Annotated in this window: 18 protein-coding genes and 2 pseudogenes; 11 read left to right on the plus strand and 9 right to left on the minus strand. The window is 71.5% G+C overall.

What is annotated here, in order from left to right; translation table 11 throughout:
• The first annotated feature begins 441 nt into the window (after positions 1-441).
• From OHB00_RS47825 to OHB00_RS47840, 4 genes and pseudogenes are all read left to right on the plus strand, one after another.
• The gene (locus OHB00_RS47825; protein WP_406444899.1) at positions 442-852 is read left to right on the plus strand and encodes a hypothetical protein; all 411 of its coding nucleotides are present in this window, start codon (positions 442-444) and stop codon (positions 850-852) included.
• A 69-nt stretch (positions 853-921) separates the two neighbouring features.
• Positions 922-3,261, plus strand: a complete 2,340-nt coding sequence (locus OHB00_RS47830; RefSeq protein WP_406444901.1) for an FHA domain-containing protein — start codon at positions 922-924, stop codon at positions 3,259-3,261.
• 7 nt (positions 3,262-3,268) lie between these two features.
• Positions 3,269-3,452: pseudogene (locus OHB00_RS47835) on the plus strand (hypothetical protein); the annotation flags it as partial.
• A 322-nt stretch (positions 3,453-3,774) separates the two neighbouring features.
• The gene (locus OHB00_RS47840) at positions 3,775-4,242 is read left to right on the plus strand and encodes an ATP-binding protein (RefSeq protein ID WP_406444903.1); all 468 of its coding nucleotides are present in this window, start codon (positions 3,775-3,777) and stop codon (positions 4,240-4,242) included.
• Between the two features lie 81 nt (positions 4,243-4,323).
• On the opposite strand, the gene OHB00_RS47845 is transcribed toward OHB00_RS47840, so the two are convergent.
• Together OHB00_RS47845 and OHB00_RS47850 are read right to left on the minus strand one after the other, a co-directional pair.
• A complete protein-coding gene (locus tag OHB00_RS47845) occupies positions 4,324-5,211 on the minus strand; it encodes an RNA polymerase sigma factor SigF (RefSeq protein ID WP_406446310.1) in 888 nt (295 codons plus the stop codon).
• A 205-nt stretch (positions 5,212-5,416) separates the two neighbouring features.
• Positions 5,417-6,229: a class I SAM-dependent methyltransferase gene (locus tag OHB00_RS47850; RefSeq protein ID WP_406444905.1), complete on the minus strand. Its 813-nt coding sequence runs from the start codon at positions 6,227-6,229 to the stop codon at positions 5,417-5,419.
• 153 nt (positions 6,230-6,382) lie between these two features.
• On the opposite strand from OHB00_RS47850, the gene OHB00_RS47855 reads away from it, so the two are divergent.
• Positions 6,383-6,865, plus strand: a complete 483-nt coding sequence (locus OHB00_RS47855; RefSeq protein ID WP_406444906.1) for a VOC family protein — start codon at positions 6,383-6,385, stop codon at positions 6,863-6,865.
• 66 nt (positions 6,866-6,931) lie between these two features.
• On the opposite strand, the gene OHB00_RS47860 is transcribed toward OHB00_RS47855, so the two are convergent.
• From OHB00_RS47860 to OHB00_RS47875, 4 genes are all read right to left on the minus strand, one after another.
• Positions 6,932-7,816, minus strand: coding sequence for a geranyl diphosphate 2-C-methyltransferase (locus tag OHB00_RS47860; RefSeq protein WP_406444908.1), 885 nt, complete (start codon positions 7,814-7,816; stop codon positions 6,932-6,934).
• 49 nt (positions 7,817-7,865) lie between these two features.
• On the minus strand, positions 7,866-8,918 hold the full coding sequence (locus OHB00_RS47865; protein ID WP_406444910.1) for a family 2 encapsulin nanocompartment cargo protein terpene cyclase: 1,053 nt from the start codon (positions 8,916-8,918) through the stop codon (positions 7,866-7,868).
• Positions 8,919-8,935: 17 nt separating this feature from the next.
• Positions 8,936-10,378, minus strand: coding sequence for a family 2B encapsulin nanocompartment shell protein (locus OHB00_RS47870; RefSeq protein WP_406444912.1), 1,443 nt, complete (start codon positions 10,376-10,378; stop codon positions 8,936-8,938).
• 228 nt (positions 10,379-10,606) lie between these two features.
• Complete coding sequence (locus OHB00_RS47875; RefSeq protein WP_406446313.1) at positions 10,607-11,614, minus strand: zinc-binding alcohol dehydrogenase family protein; 1,008 nt, start codon at positions 11,612-11,614, stop codon at positions 10,607-10,609.
• A gap of 148 nt (positions 11,615-11,762) precedes the next feature.
• On the opposite strand from OHB00_RS47875, the gene OHB00_RS47880 reads away from it, so the two are divergent.
• Positions 11,763-12,557, plus strand: coding sequence for a VOC family protein (locus OHB00_RS47880; protein WP_406444914.1), 795 nt, complete (start codon positions 11,763-11,765; stop codon positions 12,555-12,557).
• A gap of 47 nt (positions 12,558-12,604) precedes the next feature.
• Positions 12,605-13,306 carry a ribonuclease H gene (locus OHB00_RS47885; protein WP_406444916.1) on the plus strand — a complete coding sequence of 234 codons (702 nt, stop codon included), beginning with the start codon at positions 12,605-12,607 and terminating at the stop codon, positions 13,304-13,306.
• 13 nt (positions 13,307-13,319) lie between these two features.
• Here OHB00_RS47885 and OHB00_RS47890 read toward each other — a convergent pair whose 3' ends face one another.
• Both OHB00_RS47890 and OHB00_RS47895 read right to left on the minus strand, forming a co-directional pair.
• Complete coding sequence (locus OHB00_RS47890; protein ID WP_406444918.1) at positions 13,320-14,150, minus strand: tyrosinase family protein; 831 nt, start codon at positions 14,148-14,150, stop codon at positions 13,320-13,322.
• Between the two features lie 26 nt (positions 14,151-14,176).
• Complete coding sequence (locus OHB00_RS47895; protein ID WP_406444920.1) at positions 14,177-14,581, minus strand: tyrosinase cofactor; 405 nt, start codon at positions 14,579-14,581, stop codon at positions 14,177-14,179.
• A gap of 344 nt (positions 14,582-14,925) precedes the next feature.
• Here OHB00_RS47895 and OHB00_RS47900 point away from each other — a divergent pair, with 344 nt between their 5' ends.
• The 3 genes from OHB00_RS47900 to OHB00_RS47910 all read left to right on the plus strand — a co-directional run bounded on the left by OHB00_RS47900 (position 14,926) and on the right by OHB00_RS47910 (position 18,311).
• Positions 14,926-16,116, plus strand: a complete 1,191-nt coding sequence (locus OHB00_RS47900; protein WP_406446315.1) for an FAD-dependent monooxygenase — start codon at positions 14,926-14,928, stop codon at positions 16,114-16,116.
• A 96-nt stretch (positions 16,117-16,212) separates the two neighbouring features.
• Positions 16,213-17,706 carry an MFS transporter gene (locus tag OHB00_RS47905; protein ID WP_406444922.1) on the plus strand — a complete coding sequence of 498 codons (1,494 nt, stop codon included), beginning with the start codon at positions 16,213-16,215 and terminating at the stop codon, positions 17,704-17,706.
• Entirely contained in the window at positions 17,703-18,311 is a 609-nt protein-coding gene (locus OHB00_RS47910; RefSeq protein ID WP_406444924.1) for a TetR family transcriptional regulator, read from the plus strand. Before OHB00_RS47905 ends, OHB00_RS47910 begins: the two co-directional genes overlap by 4 nt.
• Here the strand turns inward: OHB00_RS47910 and OHB00_RS47915 are convergent.
• A pseudogene (locus OHB00_RS47915) lies at positions 18,296-19,057 on the minus strand (LysR family transcriptional regulator); the annotation flags it as partial. The gene OHB00_RS47910 and the pseudogene OHB00_RS47915 sit on opposite strands and share 16 nt — an antisense overlap.
• Positions 19,058-19,681: 624 nt before the next feature.
• Between OHB00_RS47915 and OHB00_RS47920 the strand changes: the two are divergent.
• Complete coding sequence (locus tag OHB00_RS47920) at positions 19,682-19,885, plus strand: hypothetical protein (RefSeq protein WP_406444926.1); 204 nt, start codon at positions 19,682-19,684, stop codon at positions 19,883-19,885.
• Positions 19,886-19,930: the final 45 nt, after the last annotated feature.

Genomic DNA, 19,930 nt, shown 5'->3' on the forward strand with positions numbered 1-19,930 from the left:
AGGGAGCGTCGGTGCGGCTCTCCTCCGGGGCCGGGCCTCGGCGCCCTGCCGGGCGCCCCGGGCTCGGGGGCGCTCCGGGCCTCGACGCGGCGGGCGGCGGCGGTCTGGTGACGGTCGGTGTTCGCGGACCGCGGGAATCAGCCTCCATCGAGGCCGTCATTGCTGGTCAGGAGGTTGATCGCGGCTTGCGGTGATCCGCCTGGAGAACCATGTCCCGGGCCGCGTGCCGGGCCGATCACTCTTCGGGTGATGAAGACCCGCCGGTACAGCTCGCGCATTTCGGCCAATTGGCAGTGGGAATATGCCAAGAGACTGGCCGGAAAGGTGTGGTGACAGTGTTTCGAAAGTGAACATACTCGAATGTCAGGAGCACTTCACCGCACAGGAGCCGCACGGAAACCCGGCCGCGACGGCACACCGGCGAGCTACGGGGGAGTGATCGTGCACGACGAATTCCTGTGCCATGTCACGGCATACGGCATGTGCGGCGGGCAACGCATCGGCGTCCCGCTCGGCACCTACCGTGCGCCGACCCTGGCACTGGCGCTGTGGTGGTTACGGGACCGGGCCTCCTGGATCGCCGAACGGCTCGACCCCTTACCCGAGAACCCGAAATTCCCGCAGGGGGCGCTCGTCCCGGTCGCCGGGACCGTCTCCGACGTACCCGGCCTGCTCCGCGCCTGGTGCGCCGACGTGGCCCGACAGGAGCTGGTCGCCGACGAGTTGGCCGACGGGCGGCTGGTGCGGATCGCCCTCCAGGACGACACCACGGAGTACGAACTGCTCGCCGAGTCCATCGACGCCCTCCGGATGCAGCGCACCGTCCCGGCCCTCGTCGTCCCCGTCGCCTGAGCTGCGACAGCCGCCACCCGGGGACCCCTGACCAGACACACAAGGGGTCAGATCGGTAGAATTCTGGCCATGGTGGAGCGGCCGGACGCCTCGACGGCGCCCGAACTCGTCCTGGAGACCGACAAGGGATCCACGGTGATGAGCCCGGGCCGTGACTACCACGTCGGGCGGGACCCGTTGAGCGACATCGTCATCGACGATGCCCGGGTCTCATGGCACCACGCGGTGCTGCGGCCCGTCGAGGGCCACTGGACGCTGGAGGACGAGCAGAGCACCAACGGCACCTATGCCGACGGCCGCCGCATCCGGGAGTGGGAGGTCGGACCGGGCACGGTGATCTGCTTCGGCAGCCCCGCCGACGGGCCGTCCGCCGTCCTGAGCGGCCGCCCGCCGCCCGCCCCGGACCGCCCGTCCGTCGTCTCCATGCCCAGCCGGACCGGCACCTTCCGGCAGCCGTCCTCGGTGCGGCGGCTCCCGGCCCGCACGGTCCGCATCGGCCGCGCCACCGACAACGACGTGGTCGTCGACGACCTGATCGTCTCCCGCCACCACGCCGAACTGCGCACCCACCCCGACGGCAGCCACGAGATCGTCGACCTCGACAGCCACAACGGCACCTACCTCAACGGCCGCGCCGTCACCCGCGCCCTGCTCGGCCCCCGGGACGTCGTCGGCATCGGCCATTCCGCGTTCTGCCTGGTCGACGGCCGGCTCCAGGAGTACGTCGACACCGGCGAGGTCTCCCTCGACGTCCAGGACCTCACCGCCGCCGTCGACCATGGCCGCAAGGTCCTGCTCGACCACGTCTCCTTCCCGGTGGGCGAGAAGTGCCTGCTCGCCGTGGTCGGACCGAGCGGCGCCGGCCGGTCCACCCTGCTCGGCGCCCTGACCGGCCGGCGCCCCGCCGAGCACGGCACCGTCCTCTACGACGGCCGCGACCTCTACCGCGACTACGCCGAACTGCGTCAGCGCATCGGCCTGGTCCCGCAGGACGACATCCTGCACGTAGGGCTGACCGTCCGCAGCGCCCTCACCTTCGCCGCCGAACTGCGTTTCCCCGAGGACACCGCGAAGGCCGAGCGCCGGCAGCGGGTCGACGAGGTCATCCGGGAACTGGGGCTCGAACAGCGCGCCGAACAGCCCGTGCACAGCCTCTCCGGCGGACAGCGCAAGCGGGTCAGCGTCGCCCTGGAGCTGCTGACCAAGCCGTCCCTGCTCTTCCTCGACGAGCCGACCTCCGGACTCGACGCCGGGATGGACCGCTCGGTGATGAACATGCTGCGCGGCCTCGCCGACGACGGCCGTACCGTCATCGTCGTCACCCACAGCGTCCTCAGCCTCGACGTGTGCGACCGGCTGCTGGTCCTCGCGCCCGGCGGCCGGACCGCCTACTTCGGACCGCCCGGCGACGCCCTCGGCTTCTTCGGGTTCGACGAGTGGCCCGAGGCCTTCGAGGCGTTGGAACGGGACACCGGCCGGGACTGGGCGGGGGAGTACCGCGCCTCGTCGTTCCACCGGAAGTACATCGTGAACTCCAGCGTGCAGCCGGCGGTACCGCGCTCCGGGCCGGTGGCCGCGGCCCCGCCGCCCGGGCCGCGCAGCTGGGGCGCCCAGTTCTCCACCCTGGTGCGCCGCTGCACGGCCGTACTCGCCGCCGACCGCACCTTCCTCGCGATCATGATCGGGCTGCCCTTCGTGATGGGCGCGACGGCCCGGGCCGTCGCAGGCGACAAGCTCACCTTCGACACCGCGACCAACGCCCTGCTCACCCTGTGCGTGGGCGGGGTGCTGACCGGCGCGGCCAACGCCGTGCGCGAGCTGGTCAAGGAACGGGTCGTCTACCAGCGGGAGAGAGCCGTCGGCCTGCCCAGATCGGCGTACGTGATGTCCAAGGTGGTCGTTCTCGGCACCATCACGGTGCTCCAGGCGATCGTGCTCACCCAGGTGGGCCTGGCCGGCGTGGACCTCAACGCCCCCGGCGGTCACGGGGTGCTGATGCCGCCCCTGCTGGAGATCACCGTCGCCGTGGCCGTGCTCTCCTTCACCGCGATGATGCTCGGCCTGCTGATCTCCGCGCTGGTCCGCGAGGAGGAGATGACGATACCGCTGCTGGTGCTGCTCACCGTCGTCCAGGTCGTCTTCTGCGGCACCCTCCTGAGACTGGACGGCGTCCCCGGCCTCGAACAGTTCGCCTGGCTGGTGCCCTCGCGCTGGGCGCTCGGCGCCATGGCCGGCACCGTGGAACTGCACAGGATCGTGCCCGGCACCCTCACCGCCGACCCCTTCTTCCGGCACTCGGCGGGCGTGTGGCTGCGCAACATGGTCGTGCTGGTGGTGCTGTCGGCCGTCTTCGGCTGGGTCCTCTCCCGGCTGCTGCGCCGGCACGAACCCGCTGTGACGCGGAAGTAGGCGACCGATGACCACCACGCCAGGGTTCCGGCCCACCCATGTCGTCCCCGGCGACGGCATGCCCGCCTGGGAGGCCCCCGATCCGGCCCGGCCCACCGTGCCCCTCGACGCCCTGCCGCCGGTGCGGCTCGTGGAACGGCTCGGCGACTGGGCGCACATCGGCTGCGCCAACGGCTGGTCCGTGTGGGTCGAGTGGGCGGAGATCCGGCCGGCCAGGCACAGCGCAGCATCGTCAGCGCGAGTGCGACCGCCAGATGCAGGGCGCGCTGTCAGGCGCGGATCCGGGCCGGGGAGCGGGCCGCCATCAGGAACGCGGCCGCCGGCAGCAGCACCGCGGCCACCCAGGCCAGCCACCACCAGCGGCCGTCGTGCCCCCGCTTCACCGGCGGTGTGACCAGCGCGACGTGCTGTGTGCGCGATCGGCGAACACTCCCGGGGACTGGCGGACCGCACTCGGGGTACGAGGATGGATGCAACCGTGACCGGCCGGGCCGGCCTCCTGGAGACAGACGCATGATCGAAAACCTGGGCGGGGCAGTGATACCGACTGGCTTCGACGTACCCGTGGAGCCGCTGAGACGAGCGGCGCACTACACCGGTGAGCCCGGCTGTATCGCCGAGGCGCGCGACTTCGCGGCCCGCTTCCTGGACCAACTCAGGACCGAGTGGTGTGCCCTGATCGACCCGCGGGCCGACGGCGAGCTGCTCCTCGTGGTGAGCGAGCTGGTCACCAACGCGGACCGGCACAGCAACGGCCCGTACATCCTCGAACTGGAGGGCACGGACAGCGCGGTCGTGGTCTGTGTGTACGACAGCAGCGTCGCGCTGCCCCGGCGCTTCCCCAAGGATCCCGAGCGGATCGGGCGGCACGGACTGGAGATCGTCCACGCCCTGGCCGCGGAGGTGAGCGTCGAACGGGTTCCGGTCGGCAAGCGGGTGCGCGCACTGGTGCGGTTCCCGCAGGAAGCCATCACCCAGTGAGCCGTCCCCGGTGAGCCGTCGGTGAGCCACCACGGGCGTTGCCCCACACGCCGGTGCGAGGCAACGCCCCGGATCCCGCCGTCAGGCGCAGCCGAGTTCGCCCAGCATCCCCTGACGCAGCCGTGTGATGATCCGCTTGATCAGGCGGGAGACATGCATCTGGGAGCAGCCCAGCCGCTCGCCGATCTCCGCCTGGGTGGCCTCCTCCACGAACCGGAGATGGATGATCTCCCGGTCGCGTTCGCTCAGCTCGGCCATGAGCGGGGCCAGCGACTGGAAGTCCTCCACGAGCCGCAGCCCCTCCTCCTCGACCCCGATGAAGTCGGCCAGCACCGCCTCGCCGTCCTCCGGGCCGTCCCCGGTCAGCGCGGCGTCGAGGGAGGAGGAGTTGTAGCCGTTGGAGGCCAGCTGGCCCTCGACCACCTCGTCCTCGGAGAGGTTCATGAGCGTGGCGAGCTCGGCGACCGTCGGTTCCCGGTCCAGGCGGCTGGAGAGCTCCTCGCGCGCCTTCGCCAGCTCCACGCGCAGCTCCTGGAGCCGGCGCGGTACGTGCACCGCCCAGGTGGTGTCACGGAAGAAGCGCTTGATCTCGCCCACGATGTACGGCAGCGCGAAGGAGGTGAACTCGACCTCGCGTGCCAGCTCGAACCGGTCGATGGCCTTGATCAGGCCGATCATCCCGGTCTGGACGATGTCCTCCATGTCGTCGCCCCGGTTGCGGAACCGTCCGGCCGCGAACCGCACCAGCGACATGTTCATCTCGATGAGCGTGTTGCGGGCGTACTGGTACTCGGCTGTGCCTTCCTCCAGCTCGCTGAGGCGCTGGAAGAACTGACGGGACAGCTCGCGTGCGTCGCGCGGGGCGACGGTCCTCGGGTCCTCGATTCCTGGCAGTGCCCCCTCCGGCGTCCACGCTTCGGCGGGGTGAGCGGTGTTCACTGCTTCCGACCGGATCCCGGCGGTGTTCATGTCCTCTCCCAGGTCACTCACGTTCGGCGCTGCCTCTTCGGCCGGGATCGCCCGGCCCTGTCCAGGTGACGCCCTGCCCTCGGGTACCCGGAACCGGACGTCTCATGCGTGCCTCTGAAGCCCGGGTACCCGGAGTGACGCGACGCATGCGTCCCGTTTCCCGCAGTGGCGGAAAAGAGCCGGTCACGGTCCGTGGCCGGGACCGCTACGCCTCGACGCGCACGGCCGTGATCAGCTCGTGCCAGTACCGCTTGGTGACGACACCGTCGTACCGGGAGTCGATCAGTTCCCGGATGCCCGCGAGCAGCCCGTTCCGGGCGGTTTCCGGGAGCGCGCGGTGGTTCGAGTAGGTGAGCAGCACGTCCAGGTACTGATCGGTGGTGTACGTGATCTCCTGGGCGTGGCCGCGTACGGCGACGCCGGTGAAGTGGGGGGAGCCGGTGAACTCGGTCAGGTCGGTCGCGAGGTCCGACTCGCGGGTCTGCCGCAGCCCTGGCGGGGTGGCCGGATCCCAGCGCTCGTAGCACTCCTGGACCTCGGCGAAGAAGTCCTCGGTGCCGCCCGCCACATGATGGGTGGCGACGACACCGAACAGCCCGCCCGGGCGCAGCGCCCGGGCGGCCTTCGGCATCCGGACGTCCGGGTCGAGCCAGTGGAAGGCGGTCGCGCACACCACCGCGTCGAACGGCTCCGGCGGCAGCCCCCACTCTTCGAAGGCCGCGACCACCACCTCCACCTCCGGGAAGGCCGCAAGGTGCCGGCGGGCCACGGCGGCCATGCTCGGACCGATCTCCACGGCGGTGATCGAACAGCCGGACCCCGCCAGATCCACGGTGAGCTTGCCGGTGCCCGGGGCGATCTCCAGGACCCGGACACCCGGCCCGGCCCCCGTGACCCGGACCAGATCCTCGATCAGCGAGGCGGGGTAGCGGGGCCGAGCCCGTTCGTACCGTTCGGCGTCCTGATCGAAGATGTCCCGCAGCCGCGGGTCGCTCACCCTGAATTCCGATGCGTCCACGCAGGCAGAATGCCGAGTGCGCGCCCCCGGGGCCAGCGTTTTTCGAAGCCCTGGCCGCCTGGCGGTGCCGCGGACGTCCGACGGGCGACCGATGAGTTTCCCGGTGACCGCCGGTCGGTACAGATGACAGCGTTCCCGCTCCCAGGAGGTGCCATGGCCACCGATGGATTCACCACGTGTCTCTGGTTCGACGGACAGGCCGAGGAGGCCGCCCACTACTACGTGTCGATCTTCAAGAACTCCAGCATCGGGCGGGTCGGCCGGTACAACGAGGCCGGGCCGGGGGAGGCGGGCTCCGTGCTGGCCGTCGAATTCACGGCCAACGGGCAGAAGTTCGTCGCCCTCAACGGCGGCCCGCAGTACAGGTTCAGCGAGGCGGTCTCCTTCCAGATCTACTGCGCCGGCCAGGAGGAGGTCGACCACTACTGGAGCAGGCTCACCGAGAACGGCGGCGAGCCCGGCCCCTGCGGCTGGCTCAAGGACCGGTACGGCGTGTCCTGGCAGGTCATCCCGGAGGGGCTGATCGAGATGATCGGCGACGCCGACGCGGAGAAGGCCGCACGCACCACGCAGGCCATGTACTCCATGGGCAAGCTGGACATCGCCGCGCTCAGGAAGGCCTACGCCGGCGAGTGACCCGGGCGCCGACGAGGGGCGGTGCCCCCGGAACCGGGCACCGCCCCTCGCCCGCGCTCTGCCGGATCAGACCCGGTCGGCCACGATCAGCAGGTACTGGAAGCTGCCGTTCTTGTACGCGGTGAGGAACGCGTCCTCGATCCCCGTCACCAGGTGGTCGGCCTGCTTGCGCAGTTCCCAGTACGGGATCGTCGCCTCGGTGAGGTCCTCCACGTGCACCGGCACCAGCCGGTTGGCGGCCATCGCCCGGAAGTACTCCGACCTCGGGTGGATGTCGCAGATGTAGTGCGCGTTGATCAGCGACACCTCGCGGGACGCCTGCCCGTAGGCGTTGTTGTAGCAGCCGGTGATGGTCACATAGCGGCCGCCGCGGCGCAGCAGCCGGGCGTGCTCGGCGAACAGCAGTTCCAGCTCGACGTACATCGTGGACTCGTTGTTCCACGAGGCCGCGTAGGCACCTGTTTCGAAGCCGGTGTCCAGCATGTTCCGGTGGTGGTAGCGGACCTTGTCGCCGACCTCCCGTTTGCGGGCCATCTCGTTGGCGAAGTCGGCCTGCTTGGCGGAGATGGTCACGCCGTCGGAGCGGCAGCCGTAGCGCAGGTTCGCCACGATGCTGCCGCCGCCGCGGCCGCAGCCCGCGTCGAAGACCCGGTCGGCCGGCGTGAGGGCGCCGAGGTGGGAGGCGAGCAGCTCGGCCTGGGCGTGCTCCAGGCGGTGCAGCTCACCGGTGACGCGCTCCTTGCGCAGCGCCGGGTCGGTCTCGTCGAGCACCGACCAGTCGGCCTCACCGATGCCGTAGTGGTGGTGGTACAGGTCGTCGATCTTTCCGAGTTCGAGGTTGACCGGGTTCTCCTCGGCGTTCCAGTACTCCGCGACGCTGTTCTGGTACCTGGACTGGGTCGGCACCGGGGCTGACGTGGTGGTCTTCCGAGCGACAGGGGCGGTGGTCAACAGGTTCTCCTCGACGTGTCTCTGACGGTGCTTCGGACTGGCTCGGTGGCTACCAGTAGTCGGGCAGGTGGTAGCGGTTGGTGTTGGTGGCGTGCCACTCGTGGTTGCCGGAGACCCAGGCGGCCAGCCCCTCGGCGTAGCGCGCGATCAGCGGCGAGCCGGCGGCCAGAGCGGCCGACTCCTCCTCGAACGCGTCCATGATCCGGTTGTGGATGTCCACGGACTTCAGATAGGCCGCCTTCAGCCCACGCCGGTCGTTGGCGGCCACCACCTGGGGCAGGTTCAGGTGGTCCGGGTCGCTCGCCAGCTCCTTGGTGAAGGAGTACAGGTCGTTGACGATCGTGGTGGCGTTGCAGGCCAGGGCCGTGATCCGCTGGATCTCCGGGCGGGCGTAGAGCTGTTCGGGCAGTTCGTAGCCGTCCACCGCGTCGACGATCGACAGACAGGGCCGGAAGTTGTTGAACTGCCGCATCACCAGGTACTCCCAGACCCGCGGCACGTACCCGGTCTCCATCCACGCGGCCTCGCCCAGGTACCCGAGGTGCAGCCGGGCGATGTCGTGCACGAACCGGTCGGTCTGGCTAGGTGTGGCGAAGGCCGCGAAGTCCGTGAGGGCGAAGTGGTAGGACCGCAGCGGACCGTCGGCCCGGATGCCCTCGCGCCACTCCTCCTCCAGCTCCGGGATGCCGTGGTAGGGGTCGAGCGCCGACTGGGCGATGATCAGCGGGCCGCCGAGGCCGCGCCGGGATCCGCCCCGCCCCTCGTCCTCCTCGCAGTAGCAGGAGTCCACGATGTTCTCGGCGAGCAGCAGCTTGCCGGCGGCGGTGAGCCGGTCCAGGTCGAGGCCGCCCGGATGCTGGAGGACGACGGCCCGGCCGAACTGGAAGCCGGAGAAGTCCCCCTTCCAGGCCGCGGGGAACAGGTCCAGCTCGCGGGCCCAGGCCTCCAGCCGGCGGTCGAGTTCGGCGGCCTTCTCCGGATCGGCGGCCACGGCCGGCCGGTAGCGCAGTCCCGGGACCGCCCCGGTGCGGCGGGCCGGGCGCAGCCGCTCCGCGATGTTCGGCGGCCCCGGCAGGGCATAGGAGGTGGTGGTTGTGCTCATGGATGTGCTCCAGGCCGTCAGTCGGCGGTGCGGCCGAGCTGGACGTTCTCCAGGATCCCGGCCGCGTCGGGGACCAGGATGGCGAGCGAGTAGTAGGCGGTGACCAGGTAGTTGATGACGGCCTGCTCGTTGACGCCCATGAAGCGGACGTTCAGGCCGGGCTGGAACTCCTCGGGGATACCGGTCTGGTGGAGGCCGATGACCCCCTGGTCGGCCTCGCCGGTGCGCAGCGCGATGATGCTGCTGGTGTGGTCGTCGCTGATCGGGATCTTGCTGCACGGATAGATCGGGACCCCGCGCCAGGCCGGGATCTCGTGCCCGTCGACGTTGGTGGAAGGGGGCACGAGGCCGCGCCGGTTGCACTGCCGGAAGAAGGCCGCGATCGCCTTGGGGTGCGCCAGGATCACCTTGGTCTTGCGGCGCATGGAGATCAGCTCGTCCATGTCGTCCGGGGTCGGCGGACCGGTGAAGGAGCTGATCCGCTGACCGTAGTCGATGTTGTGAAGGAGCCCGAACTCCCGGTTGTTGACCATCTCCCATTCCTGGCGCTCGCGGATCTCCTCGACCGTGAGGCGCAGCTGCTGCTGGGTCTGGTCCATCGGGTGGTTGTAGAGGTCGGCGACCCGGGAGTGCACCCGCAGCACGGTCTGGGTGAGCGACAACTCGTACTCGCGCGGGGCGAGTTCGTAGTCCACGAAGCCGCCCTGGAGGGTCGGCTCGCCGGTGTGGCCGGCCTGCACCGGCACCTCGGCCTCACCCTTGCGGTTCATCGGCAGCCGCTGCCGGTCGACATAGGCCTGCAGATGGGCGCCGAGCGACGGCACCCGGTCCATGATCTCCTCGGCGACCGCCCAGGGCAGCGCCAGGACCACGCCCGCCGTCTCGGCCCGGACCGAGGTGAGCCAGAGCGGATCGGTCTGGCCGACCGCCTCGTCGCCCATCTGGTCGCCGTCGGTGACGACTCCGACGACCTCCTCCTCGCCGTACTTGCCGGCCGCGTACCGAGTGAACCGGCCGTGCACCACCAGGTAGGTCTCGGTGACCGGCTGCCCCGCCTCGAACAGCACCTGCCCGGCGCGGACCTCGCGGGGCTGGAACCGGCCGGCGATCTGGGTGAGCGCGTCCAGGTCGTCGTAGCCTCGCAGGATCGGCAGTTCGGTGAGGGTCTGCGGGATGACCCGGATGTCGTCCCCGCCGTTCTGCTCGAAGCTCACCCGGCCTCGCCCGGTGCGCAGTTGGAGGCGCCGGTTGACCCGGTAGGTGCCGCCCTTGACGTCCAACCAGGGCAGCGTCTTCAGCAGCCATCGGGAGGTGATGGCCTGCATCTGCGGTTCGGACTTGGTGGTCGTGGCGAGCTGGCGTGCCGCCCGGGTGCTCAGGCTCGTGAGCTGCCCGTCGGTGGCCGGATCCGGCTCGGGCTCGTCGACGGCGGAACCGATGACGCTGTCCGGTGTGGACACATTCCCTCCAGTCAAGAGGTGAACAACGGTGACCCGGAAGGTCGGTGGTGTGCGAGGTGGTGGTGCGCAAGGACAAGCCAAACAGCCTTGGTGATCTACGGGTACGGCGTGAAAGGGGCGGTTGCGTGCCTTAGGTGCGCAAACCTGGAGTTCGGGGTGGAAAGGGTTGCGTTTCCGGAACGCGCGCCGGTCGCCCGCTCTGGTGCCCGGGCCACGCGGGGGTTGAGGTCAGGAAAGGTCGTTCACCAGCACCGCGGCCCCGTCGAAGCGCCCGGCCTTCAGGTCCCGCAGCGCCCGCGGGGCCTCGGACAGCGGGTAGGTGTGAGTGGTCGCGTGTACGCCGTGCCGCTCGGCGAGGGCGAGGAACTCCCGCCCGTCGGCACGGGTGTTGGAGGTGACGCTGCGCAACTCCCGCTCGTAGAACAGTTCGCGCTCGTACTTGAGCGACGGCACGTCGCTGAGGTGGATGCCGGCGACCGCCAGCACCCCGCCCCGGTCCAGGGCGCGCAGCGCGACCGGCACCAGGTCGCCGACCGGCGCGAAGAGGATCGCGCTGTCCAGCGGCTCCGGCGGCGGCTCGTAGGCGTCCCGAGCCGAGGCCGCGCCCAGCTCCACGGCCAGCCGCCGCGCCTCGGCACCCCGGGTGAGCACGTGCACCCGCGCGCCCCGGGCGAGCGCCACCTGCGCGCACAGATGGGCGCTGCCCCCGAAGCCGTACAGGCCGAGCCGCCCGCCCGGCGGCAGCGACGCCCGGCGCAGCGCGCGGTAGCCGATGATCCCTGCGCACAGCAGCGGCGCGAGTGCGACGTCGGCGAGGGCACCGGGCAGCCGGTAGGCGAAAGCGGCCGGCACCGTCGTGTACTGCGCGTAACCGCCGTCGGCGTCCCAGCCGGTGTACTCCGAACGCGGGCACAGGTTCTCGGCGCCCCGCAGACAGTACGCGCACTCCCCGTCCGTATGCCGCAGCCAGGCGACCCCGACCCGGTCGCCGACCGTGAAGTCCGCCACCCCGGCGCCCAGCCCCGCGACCACGCCGACCACCTCGTGCCCCGGAGTCACCCCGGGCCGCCGCACCGGCAGATCACCCTCGGTGACATGCAGATCGGTGCGGCACACCCCGCAGGCCCGCACCCGGACCAGCAGTCCGTCCGCGCCGGGCACCGGCACCGGCCGCTCGACCAGCCGCAGCGGATCCGCCTCGACCGGTCCGGGCCGCTCCACCGACCACGCCCGCATCACGTCCGTCATACCGCGCCCCGTCCGCCGAAGGCCGCCGGCCCCCTTCCCAGTCTCCGCCGGAGTCCGGCGTTCGGCGCGCGGGGCCACCGCCCGGTGGCTAGCGTGAGGAACCGGGAGTACCCGCTCGATCGGAAGGGCCGCGGCCATGGCGGTACAACCTGAAGGAACCCCCTGTTGGGCCGACGCGATGTTCAGCGACCTGGAGGGGGCCAAGAGCTTCTACGGCGAGGTCCTCGGCTGGACCTTCGGCGCGTCGTCCTCGGAGTACGGCAACTACACCCAGGCCTACGCGAACGGCAAGGCCGTGGCCGCCGTCGTACCCCCCATGCCCGGCCAGGAGGGGCAGTCGCAGTGGTGCCTCTACCTCGCCTCCCCGGACGCCGCGGCCGCCGCCGAGCGGATCCGGGCGAACGGCGGCGAGGTGCTGATGGACCCGATGCGGGTCGGCGAGTTCGGCACGATGTGCCTGGCCCGCGAGCCCGGCGGCGCGGTGTTCGGGATCTGGCAGGGCGGGGTCCACGAGGGCTTCGAGGCCACGGCCGTGCCCGGCGCCTACTGCTGGGCGGAGGTCTTCACCCGCGAGCCCGAGAGGACCGACCCCTTCCTCGCGTCCGTCTTCCCGTACACGGTCAGGCAGATCGAGGACGGCAACGTCGACTTCCGCACGTTCAGCCTGCGTGAGCAGCCCGTCCTCGGCCGGATGCGGATGACCGACGACTTCCCGCCCGAGGTGCCGTCCTACGTGAACGTGTACTTCACCGTCGCTGATTGCGACGAGGCCGTCGTCAAGGCGACGAAGCTCGGCGCGGCGCTCCGGTTCGGGCCGATGACCAGCCCCTTCGGACGGATGGCGGCGCTCACCGATCCGCAGGGCGCGAACTTCTCGGTGATCGACGTCACGACCACCGAAGGCGAGATGCCCGCCGGCACGGAGCTCTGACCAGGGCGGATCCCGGGCGCCGGCCGGGCACCCCGCCCGGCCGTGGCATGATCGGGCCCATGCGTGAACGAGTGGTGGCCGCGTGCGACGGGGCTTCTAAGGGAAACCCGGGACCGGCCGGCTGGGCCTGGGTGGTGTCCGACGACGCGGCGACGCCGGCCCGCTGGGAGGCCGGGCCGCTCGGCAGGGCCACCAACAACGTGGCCGAACTGACGGCCCTGGAGCGGCTGCTGTCGGCGGTCGACCCCGACGTCCAGCTTGAGGTGCGGATGGACTCGCAGTACGCGATGAAAGCCGTCACCACCTGGCTGCCCGGCTGGAAGCGCAACGGCTGGAAGACCTCCGCGGGCAAGCCGGTCGCCAACCAGGACCTGGTCGTCCGCATCGACGAACTCCTCGACGGCCGCACGGTCGACTTCCGGTACGTCCCCGCCCACCAGGTCGACGGCGACCCGCTGAACGACTTCGCCGACCGCGCGGCCAGCCAGGCGGCCACGGTCCAGGAGGCCGCGGGCAGCGCCCTCGGCTCCCCGGTACCGCCGCCGTCCCCGGTGTCCGCCGCCTCCGCCGCTGCCCCGCGCCGCAAGGCGGCACCCCGCAAGAGCGCGGCGGGCGGCTCTTCGTCCCGCACGATCAAGGCGAAGTTCCCCGGCCGCTGCCTGTGCGGCCGCTCCTACGCGGCCGGGGAGCAGATCGCCAAGAACGCGCAGGGCTGGGGCCACCCGGAGTGCCGTACGGCCGAGGCCTGATGCCGAGGCCCGATCAGGCCTCCAGGGTGTCGAACGTGTAGAACCTCGTGTGGTCGAGCAGATCCGCCGGCCGCACGTCGTTCCACGGCTTCATCGTCTCGTCCAGGTCCACCACGTCCGGTGTCCCGCCGCCCGGCAGGTAGACCGCCTCCGGGTGCCTGCGCTGCCACCGGGCCCACAGCTTGTCGACGAAGGCGTGGTGCAGCCAGAACACCGGGTCGTTGGGGGAGACCCCGGTGGCCATCTGCCCGCCGACCCAGACGTGGACCCTGTTGTGCAGGTTGACCCCGCGCCAGCCCTCCAGATGGTTGCGGAAGCCGTCCGAGGCGCTGTTCCAGGGCGCCATGTCGTACGTCGCGACGGACAGCACCGAGTCGACCTCGGCCCGGGTCGGCAGCTCGCGCACGCTCGTCCCGAGCGATCTGCGCAGATAAGTACGGCCGTCCACGCGGACGTTGACCGGCCAGTTACCGCCTGCCGCGGCGAACGGCCCCTCCGTCACCCGTCCGTCCGAGCTGCGCCCGGTGCCGCCCAGGAAGTCCGGTGCCCACAGCGCGGCGCGGACGGTCCGGTCGGCGCTCCAGTCCCAGTAGGGGAGCGCGACGGAGGAGTCCACCGACTGCAGGGCCTGCTCGAAGTCGAGCAGGAATCTGCGGTGCCAGGGCAGGAACGACGGCGAACGGTGGCCGGTGCGCTCCGAGTCGTCGGTGTCGGACATGATGAAGGCGTTGTGCGTGCGCACGAAGTCGTCGTAACGCCCGTCGCGCTTCAGCTCGATGACGGCGGCGACGAACCGCCGCTTCTCGTCGGCGGTCAGACCGGCCTGGTTCTTGCGTACGGTCATGTGCGGGAAACTCCTTGTACGGGCGGTCAGTTGGCGGGGAAGGGCAGCAGCGCGGCGCCCTGCAGCTCGTCGACCGCGGCCCGGGCGGCGGCGTGCGGGGTGGCGACCGGGTCGTAGTGACTGACCACGCTGATCCAGCTGCCGTCGGCGTTCCGCATCACGTGCAGCTCGACCCCGTCCACGAACACCGCGTATCCGGCGCCGTGTCCGTGATGGTGACCGCCCGCTGCATGCATGCCGTCCATGCCGTCCACGGCGGACGGTCGGCCCTGTATCCGGCGGCCCTTGTAGATCTCGTCGAAGGGTTCGAGTGATCCCTCGTGCGAGTGGACGGCCGCCGAGGCGCCGGGTGCGAGGAGGGGCTGGGCACCGGCTGCGGCGGTGAGGGCGGCCGCCGCGGTGAGGGCGCGACGGCGGGTGAGGTAGGGCATACGGATGCTCCTGTGGCGGGTGTGGGTGATGACCCCCGTATGCCTATCCGCCGGTTCCGGAGCGGAAGAAATCGCCCGGATCGGGTTGGCTGCGATCAGGACAATTGACTACATGTCATACAAGGTTGAACAAAGATGATCTTGTCGTGCCGGTGGTCCTGCCGAGCCCGGAAGGGGGAATTCCTTGCTCGGGTGCGCGACTTCCCGGTGATCTTTCGCGGCCGTCCGCCGTCCGGGTGGCGTGGCTCACGGCGACAGACTGGCGCGATTCGAAAGCCCGGCCGGGCGTCCGCGCGCTGCTACCCTCCGGTGCCAGTTGGCCACGTTCGGTGAATCCCAGGGGTGTGTGCGTGAAGGTCGTCTGCGTCGGAGGCGGGCCCGCCGGCCTGTATCTCGCGATCCTGCTCAAGCGGCAGAACCCGTCCCACGACATCACCGTCCATGAACGCAACGCCGAGGGCTCCACCTACGGCTGGGGCGTGACCTACTGGCGGGCCCTGCTCGACCGGCTCCACACGTACGACCCCGAGTCGGCGCGGGCCATCGAGGAGAGCTCGGTGCGCTGGACCCAGGGCGTCGCCCACGTCCGCGACCAGGTGACCCGGCAGCCCGGCGACGCGGGCCACGGCATCGGCCGCCACCGCCTCCTGGAGATCCTCGCCGAACGCGCCCGAGCCCTCGGCGTGCGGCTGGAGTTCGAGGACGAGATCACTCCCGAAAACCTCCCCGAGGCCGACCTGGTGGTCGCCGCCGACGGCATCCACAGCACTCTGCGCGCCCACCACGCCGACCACTTCGGTGCCGAGGCCACCGAGGGCCGCAACCGCTACCTGTGGCTCGGCACGACCCAGGTCTTCGACTCCTTCACCTTCGCCTTCGTCGAGACCGAGCACGGCTGGGTCTGGTGCTACGGCTACCCGTACGACGCCGAGCACAGCACCTGCGTCATCGAGTGTGCCCCGGACACCCTCGCCGGCCTCGGCCTGGACGCGATGGGCTACGCCGACCAACTGGCCCTGCTGGAGAAGCTGTTCGCCGCCGTCCTCGACGGTCGTCCGCTGATCGGCGGCTCCGCGGCGGCCTGGCCCGCCTTCCGCACCCTCACCAACCGCACCTGGCACCACGGCAACCTCGTCCTGCTCGGCGACGCCGCCCACACCACCCACTACTCCATCGGCGCCGGCACCACCCTCGCCCTGGAGGACGCGATGTGCCTCGCCGACGCCCTGCGCGAGCACACCGCCCTGCCGCAGGCGCTCGCCGGCTACGAACGGCGGCGCAGGGCCGAACTGGTCTCCGCCCAGAGCGCCGCGCGTCTGAGCGCCCAGTGGTACGAGAACCTGCCCCGCTACATCGGCCTGCCCCCGCACCGCATGTTCGCCCTGCTCGGCCAGCGGCACTCGCCCCTGCTGCCCTATGTCCCGCCGCAGCTCTACTACGGCCTCGACAAGGCGGCGGGGCGGCTGGAGGCGCTGCGCAGGTTCAAGCGGTGGCTCGGGCCCCGGGCGGCACGCGCCCTGCATGCCCGGTCGTAGGTGCCGTACGGCCGCGGAGTGTTTGGGTGAAAGGTCATTCACTCGATAAGGTGAATTCGTATTCACCTCTTTCTTCGCGCCGCCGCAGGAGTGCCGATGGACCAGCCCGCCCCGATATCCGGCCACCCGGGTCCGGCCGCCGCACCGCCACCGCTGCGGGAGCGGCTGACCATCCCGGTGCTGGCCTTCGGCGGGATCCTCATGGCCGTCATGCAGACGGTGGTCGTCCCGCTCCTGCCGGACCTGCCCCGGCTCACCCACTCCTCGGCCGGCGCCGTCTCCTGGACGGTCACCGCGACCCTGCTCGCCGGAGCCGTCCTGACCCCGGTGCTCGGCCGGGCCGGCGACATGTACGGCAAGCGCCGGGTGCTCACCGGGGCGCTCGCGCTGATGACCGTGGGCTCCGTGCTGTGCGCCCTGTCGTCGGACATCGCCGTGCTCATCGCCGCCCGCGCCCTGCAGGGCGCCGCCGCCTCCGTCGTACCGCTCTCGATCAGCATCCTGCGCGATGAACTCCCGCCCGAGCGCCGGGGATCGGCGGTGGCGCTGATGAGCTCCACCGTCGGCATCGGAGCCGCCCTAGGCCTGCCGCTGGCCGCGCTGATCGTGCAGTACTACGACTGGCACACCATGTTCTGGCTGACCAGCTTCCTCGGCGCGCTGGGCGTCGCGGCCGTCTGGTGGGCGGTCCGGGAGTCGCCGGTACGCGAGTCCGGCCGGTTCGACGTCCTCGGCGCCCTCGGGCTGGCCGTCGGGCTGACCTCGCTACTGCTCGGGGTCTCCCAGGGCGGCCAGTGGGGCTGGGGCAGCCCGCGCGTCCTCGGACTGTTCGGCGCCGCCCTCCTCGTGCTGGCCCTGTGGTGGTGGCAGCAGCTTCGGACCGCGCAGCCCCTGGTCGACCTGCACCTGGTGACCCGGCCCCGGGTCGGCCTCTCCCATGTCGCCGCGCTGCTGACCGGGTTCGCCTTCTACGCCAACTCCCTCGTCACCGCCCAGCTGGTGCAGGCGCCGAAGGCCACCGGATACGGCCTCGGCCTGTCGATCGTGGCCACCGGCCTGTGCCTGCTCCCCGGCGGCGTGACCATGCTGCTGTTCTCGCCGGTCTCCGCCCGGATCTCCGCCTCCCGCGGCCCCCGCGTCACCCTGGCCCTGGGCGCGGCGGTGATCGCCTGCGGATACGTGGTCCGCATCGCCGACAGCCGCGACCTCTGGATGATCATCCTGGGCGCCACCGTCGTCGCCACCGGCACCACCCTCGCCTACTCCGCGCTGCCCACCCTGATCCTGCGGGCCGTCCCGGCGGGCCAGACCGCCTCCGCCAACGGCGTCAACGTCCTCATGCGCACCATCGGCCAGGCGACCTCCAGTGCCGCCGTGGCCGCCGTCCTCACCCACCACACCAGCCTGGTCGGCGGCGCCCCGATCGCCACGCTCCACGGCTACCTGCTGGCCTTCGCGATGGCCGGCGCCGTCGCTCTCGCGGCCAGTGCCGCCGCCCTCTGCATCCCCGGCGACAAGGTTCCCGGCGGAGCCCCCCGCCCGGAGGGCCGTGCCGAGAGTGCGAGGGACGACGCGCTGGAGGGAGCATGAGCACCGTGAGCACCCCACCCGGCACCCCCTCCGCCCCGGCGCCCGCCCCGTCCCGCCGGGACGCGGAGGCCACCAAGGCGGCCATCCTCAGGGCCGCCCGCCACCTCCTCGCCCGGCACGCGCACGCCGACATCACCCTCAAGGACGTCGCCGAACGCGCCGGGGTCAGCGCGCCCTTGGTCCTCAAGTACTTCGGCAACAAGGAGAGCCTGTTCGCCCGCGTCATGTCCTTCGACACCGACGCCGCCGCCCTGCTGGACGCCCCCCTGGACGACCTCGGCAGCCACATGGTCCGGCACGTCCTGGAGAGCCAGCGCGACCGCGGCGCCGACCCGCTGCTGCGGATCGCCTTCGCGCCCCTGCACGGCGACCACGGAGACGTCCTGCGCGCCAACTTCCGCGCCCATGTGGTCGACGCCCTCGCCGCCCGGCTCACCGGCCCCGACTCCGGCCTGCGGGCCGAACTCGCCGTCGCCCAGCTCATCGGCCTGGGCGTGATGTACGGCATCGCCCGCGGCCCCCGGCTGCGCGACTGCGCGGCGGTCGACATCGGCGACATCGCCGACCGCTACGGCCCCGCCGTCCAGGCTCAGTTGACACCCTGAACCGGCTCCGGGCCCGTCAGCAGCGCCTCGGCGGACCTGCGGAAGGCGGCCGACAGCCGGTGGTCGTCCCCGGCGCGGGTGGCCAGGCCCACGTGGCTCGGCTCGACGCCGTGCAGCGGAACCGCGGTCAGGTCGGGGCGGACGGTCACGCCGGGCACCCGGGGCACGATCGCCACGGCCTGCCCGGCGGCGACGTGCTCGAACTTGTCCTCCACCGCGCCGATCAGCGGACCGTCGGGCGCCGGGCTGCCGTCCGGGCGGGGATCGATCCGCCAGAACGCGTTCCAGAGCGGATCCGTCCCCCGGGGCAGCGGCTCGTCGGCGATGTCGTCGAGCGTGACCGACTCCTTGCCGGCCAGCCGGTGGTCCAGCGGGACCACCAGGACCCGCGGCTCGTCGTAGCGGACCGCCACCCGCGGCCCGTCGGTGCGCAGCGGCAGACGGGTGACGACCGCGTCCACCCGCCCCGTCAGCAGGGCCTCGCGCGACTCGTTCCAGGCGAGGTGCAGGGTCCGCACGTCGGCGTCCGGGAAGCGGCGGCGCAGATCGCGCACGGCCGGGGTGACGTAGATCCCGTCGATGTGTCCGACGGTGATCCGGCTGGGCTCGGCGGCGGCCCGGGTGACGGCCGCGGCCTGCAGCAACGCCCTGGCCCGCGGCAGGAACACCTCGCCTGCCTCGGTGAGCCGGGTGCCCTGCGGGGTGCGGTCGAAGAGCCGCGCCCCCAGCACCTGCTCCAGCCGCTGGCTGGAAACCGGAACAGCCGGGCCTGATCGCCGATTTGGAAGAGGGGCACTACTTCTGACCTGGGTTCCCGGTCCGAGACCAGACGGCACTGAGGCTCGCCAGGGATTCGGCGGGTGGACCCGCGGCCCCAACGCCGACTCCTCGGACCTTGACTCGTTCAACTGTGCCAACGGATCGGATGACGTGAAGGGAGGGTATGCCGGGATCGTTCGCTCCTACCACCGGACGAGGGATCTCAAGGGGGAGGCACGAGGGAGATCGGGCTCGCGGAAGCGCTGCGAGCACTGCGCAGCGAACGGGCCGAGACCGCGCTGGAGGCAACGGGGGACGCTGTACGGCTCCGGCACGGAGCCGACCGGCCTGGACGACCAGGAATTCCTTGCCGTCCGGGCCGAGCACATGGTGGAGACGGCACCACGGCCGGTGCGCATGGTCCGGGAGCGTGCGGCACCGGACTCCGCGCACTGGCTGGCGGCGACGGTACGGAAGACCCTGGCACGGCAGCGGGACGCGGCAACGGAGTCGCCGTACCGCTTTCGGCAGGACCGGCGGCCACGGCGGCTTGCCGATGTGTACGTCCGCCAGCTGCTCAGCGCCGTGGAAAGCCCGGGACCGGGAAGTCGATGCTGCTGCACACCTGCAGTCTGGAGTTGGGCGACGCGGCGCTCGCCGCGTCGGCCGCGGACGGCCGGATCGTTCCCCTGTGGGTGACGGCGGCCCGGCTCGCCGAGGCGGGCTGTTCGCTGGAGAGCGCGGTGGCTGCGGTGCATGGGCACGTTGCCGCCGGCCGCCGTCGTGGCCGGCGGCGGTGGCGGCGGATGCGTTGACGGAGAAGCCAGGAGGCGGTGATGCCCAGGGCCTGCTCTCCGCTC

It is taken from the genome of Streptomyces sp. NBC_00631 (assembly GCF_045206895.1).
Taxonomy (GTDB): Bacteria; Actinomycetota; Actinomycetes; order Streptomycetales; family Streptomycetaceae; genus Streptomyces.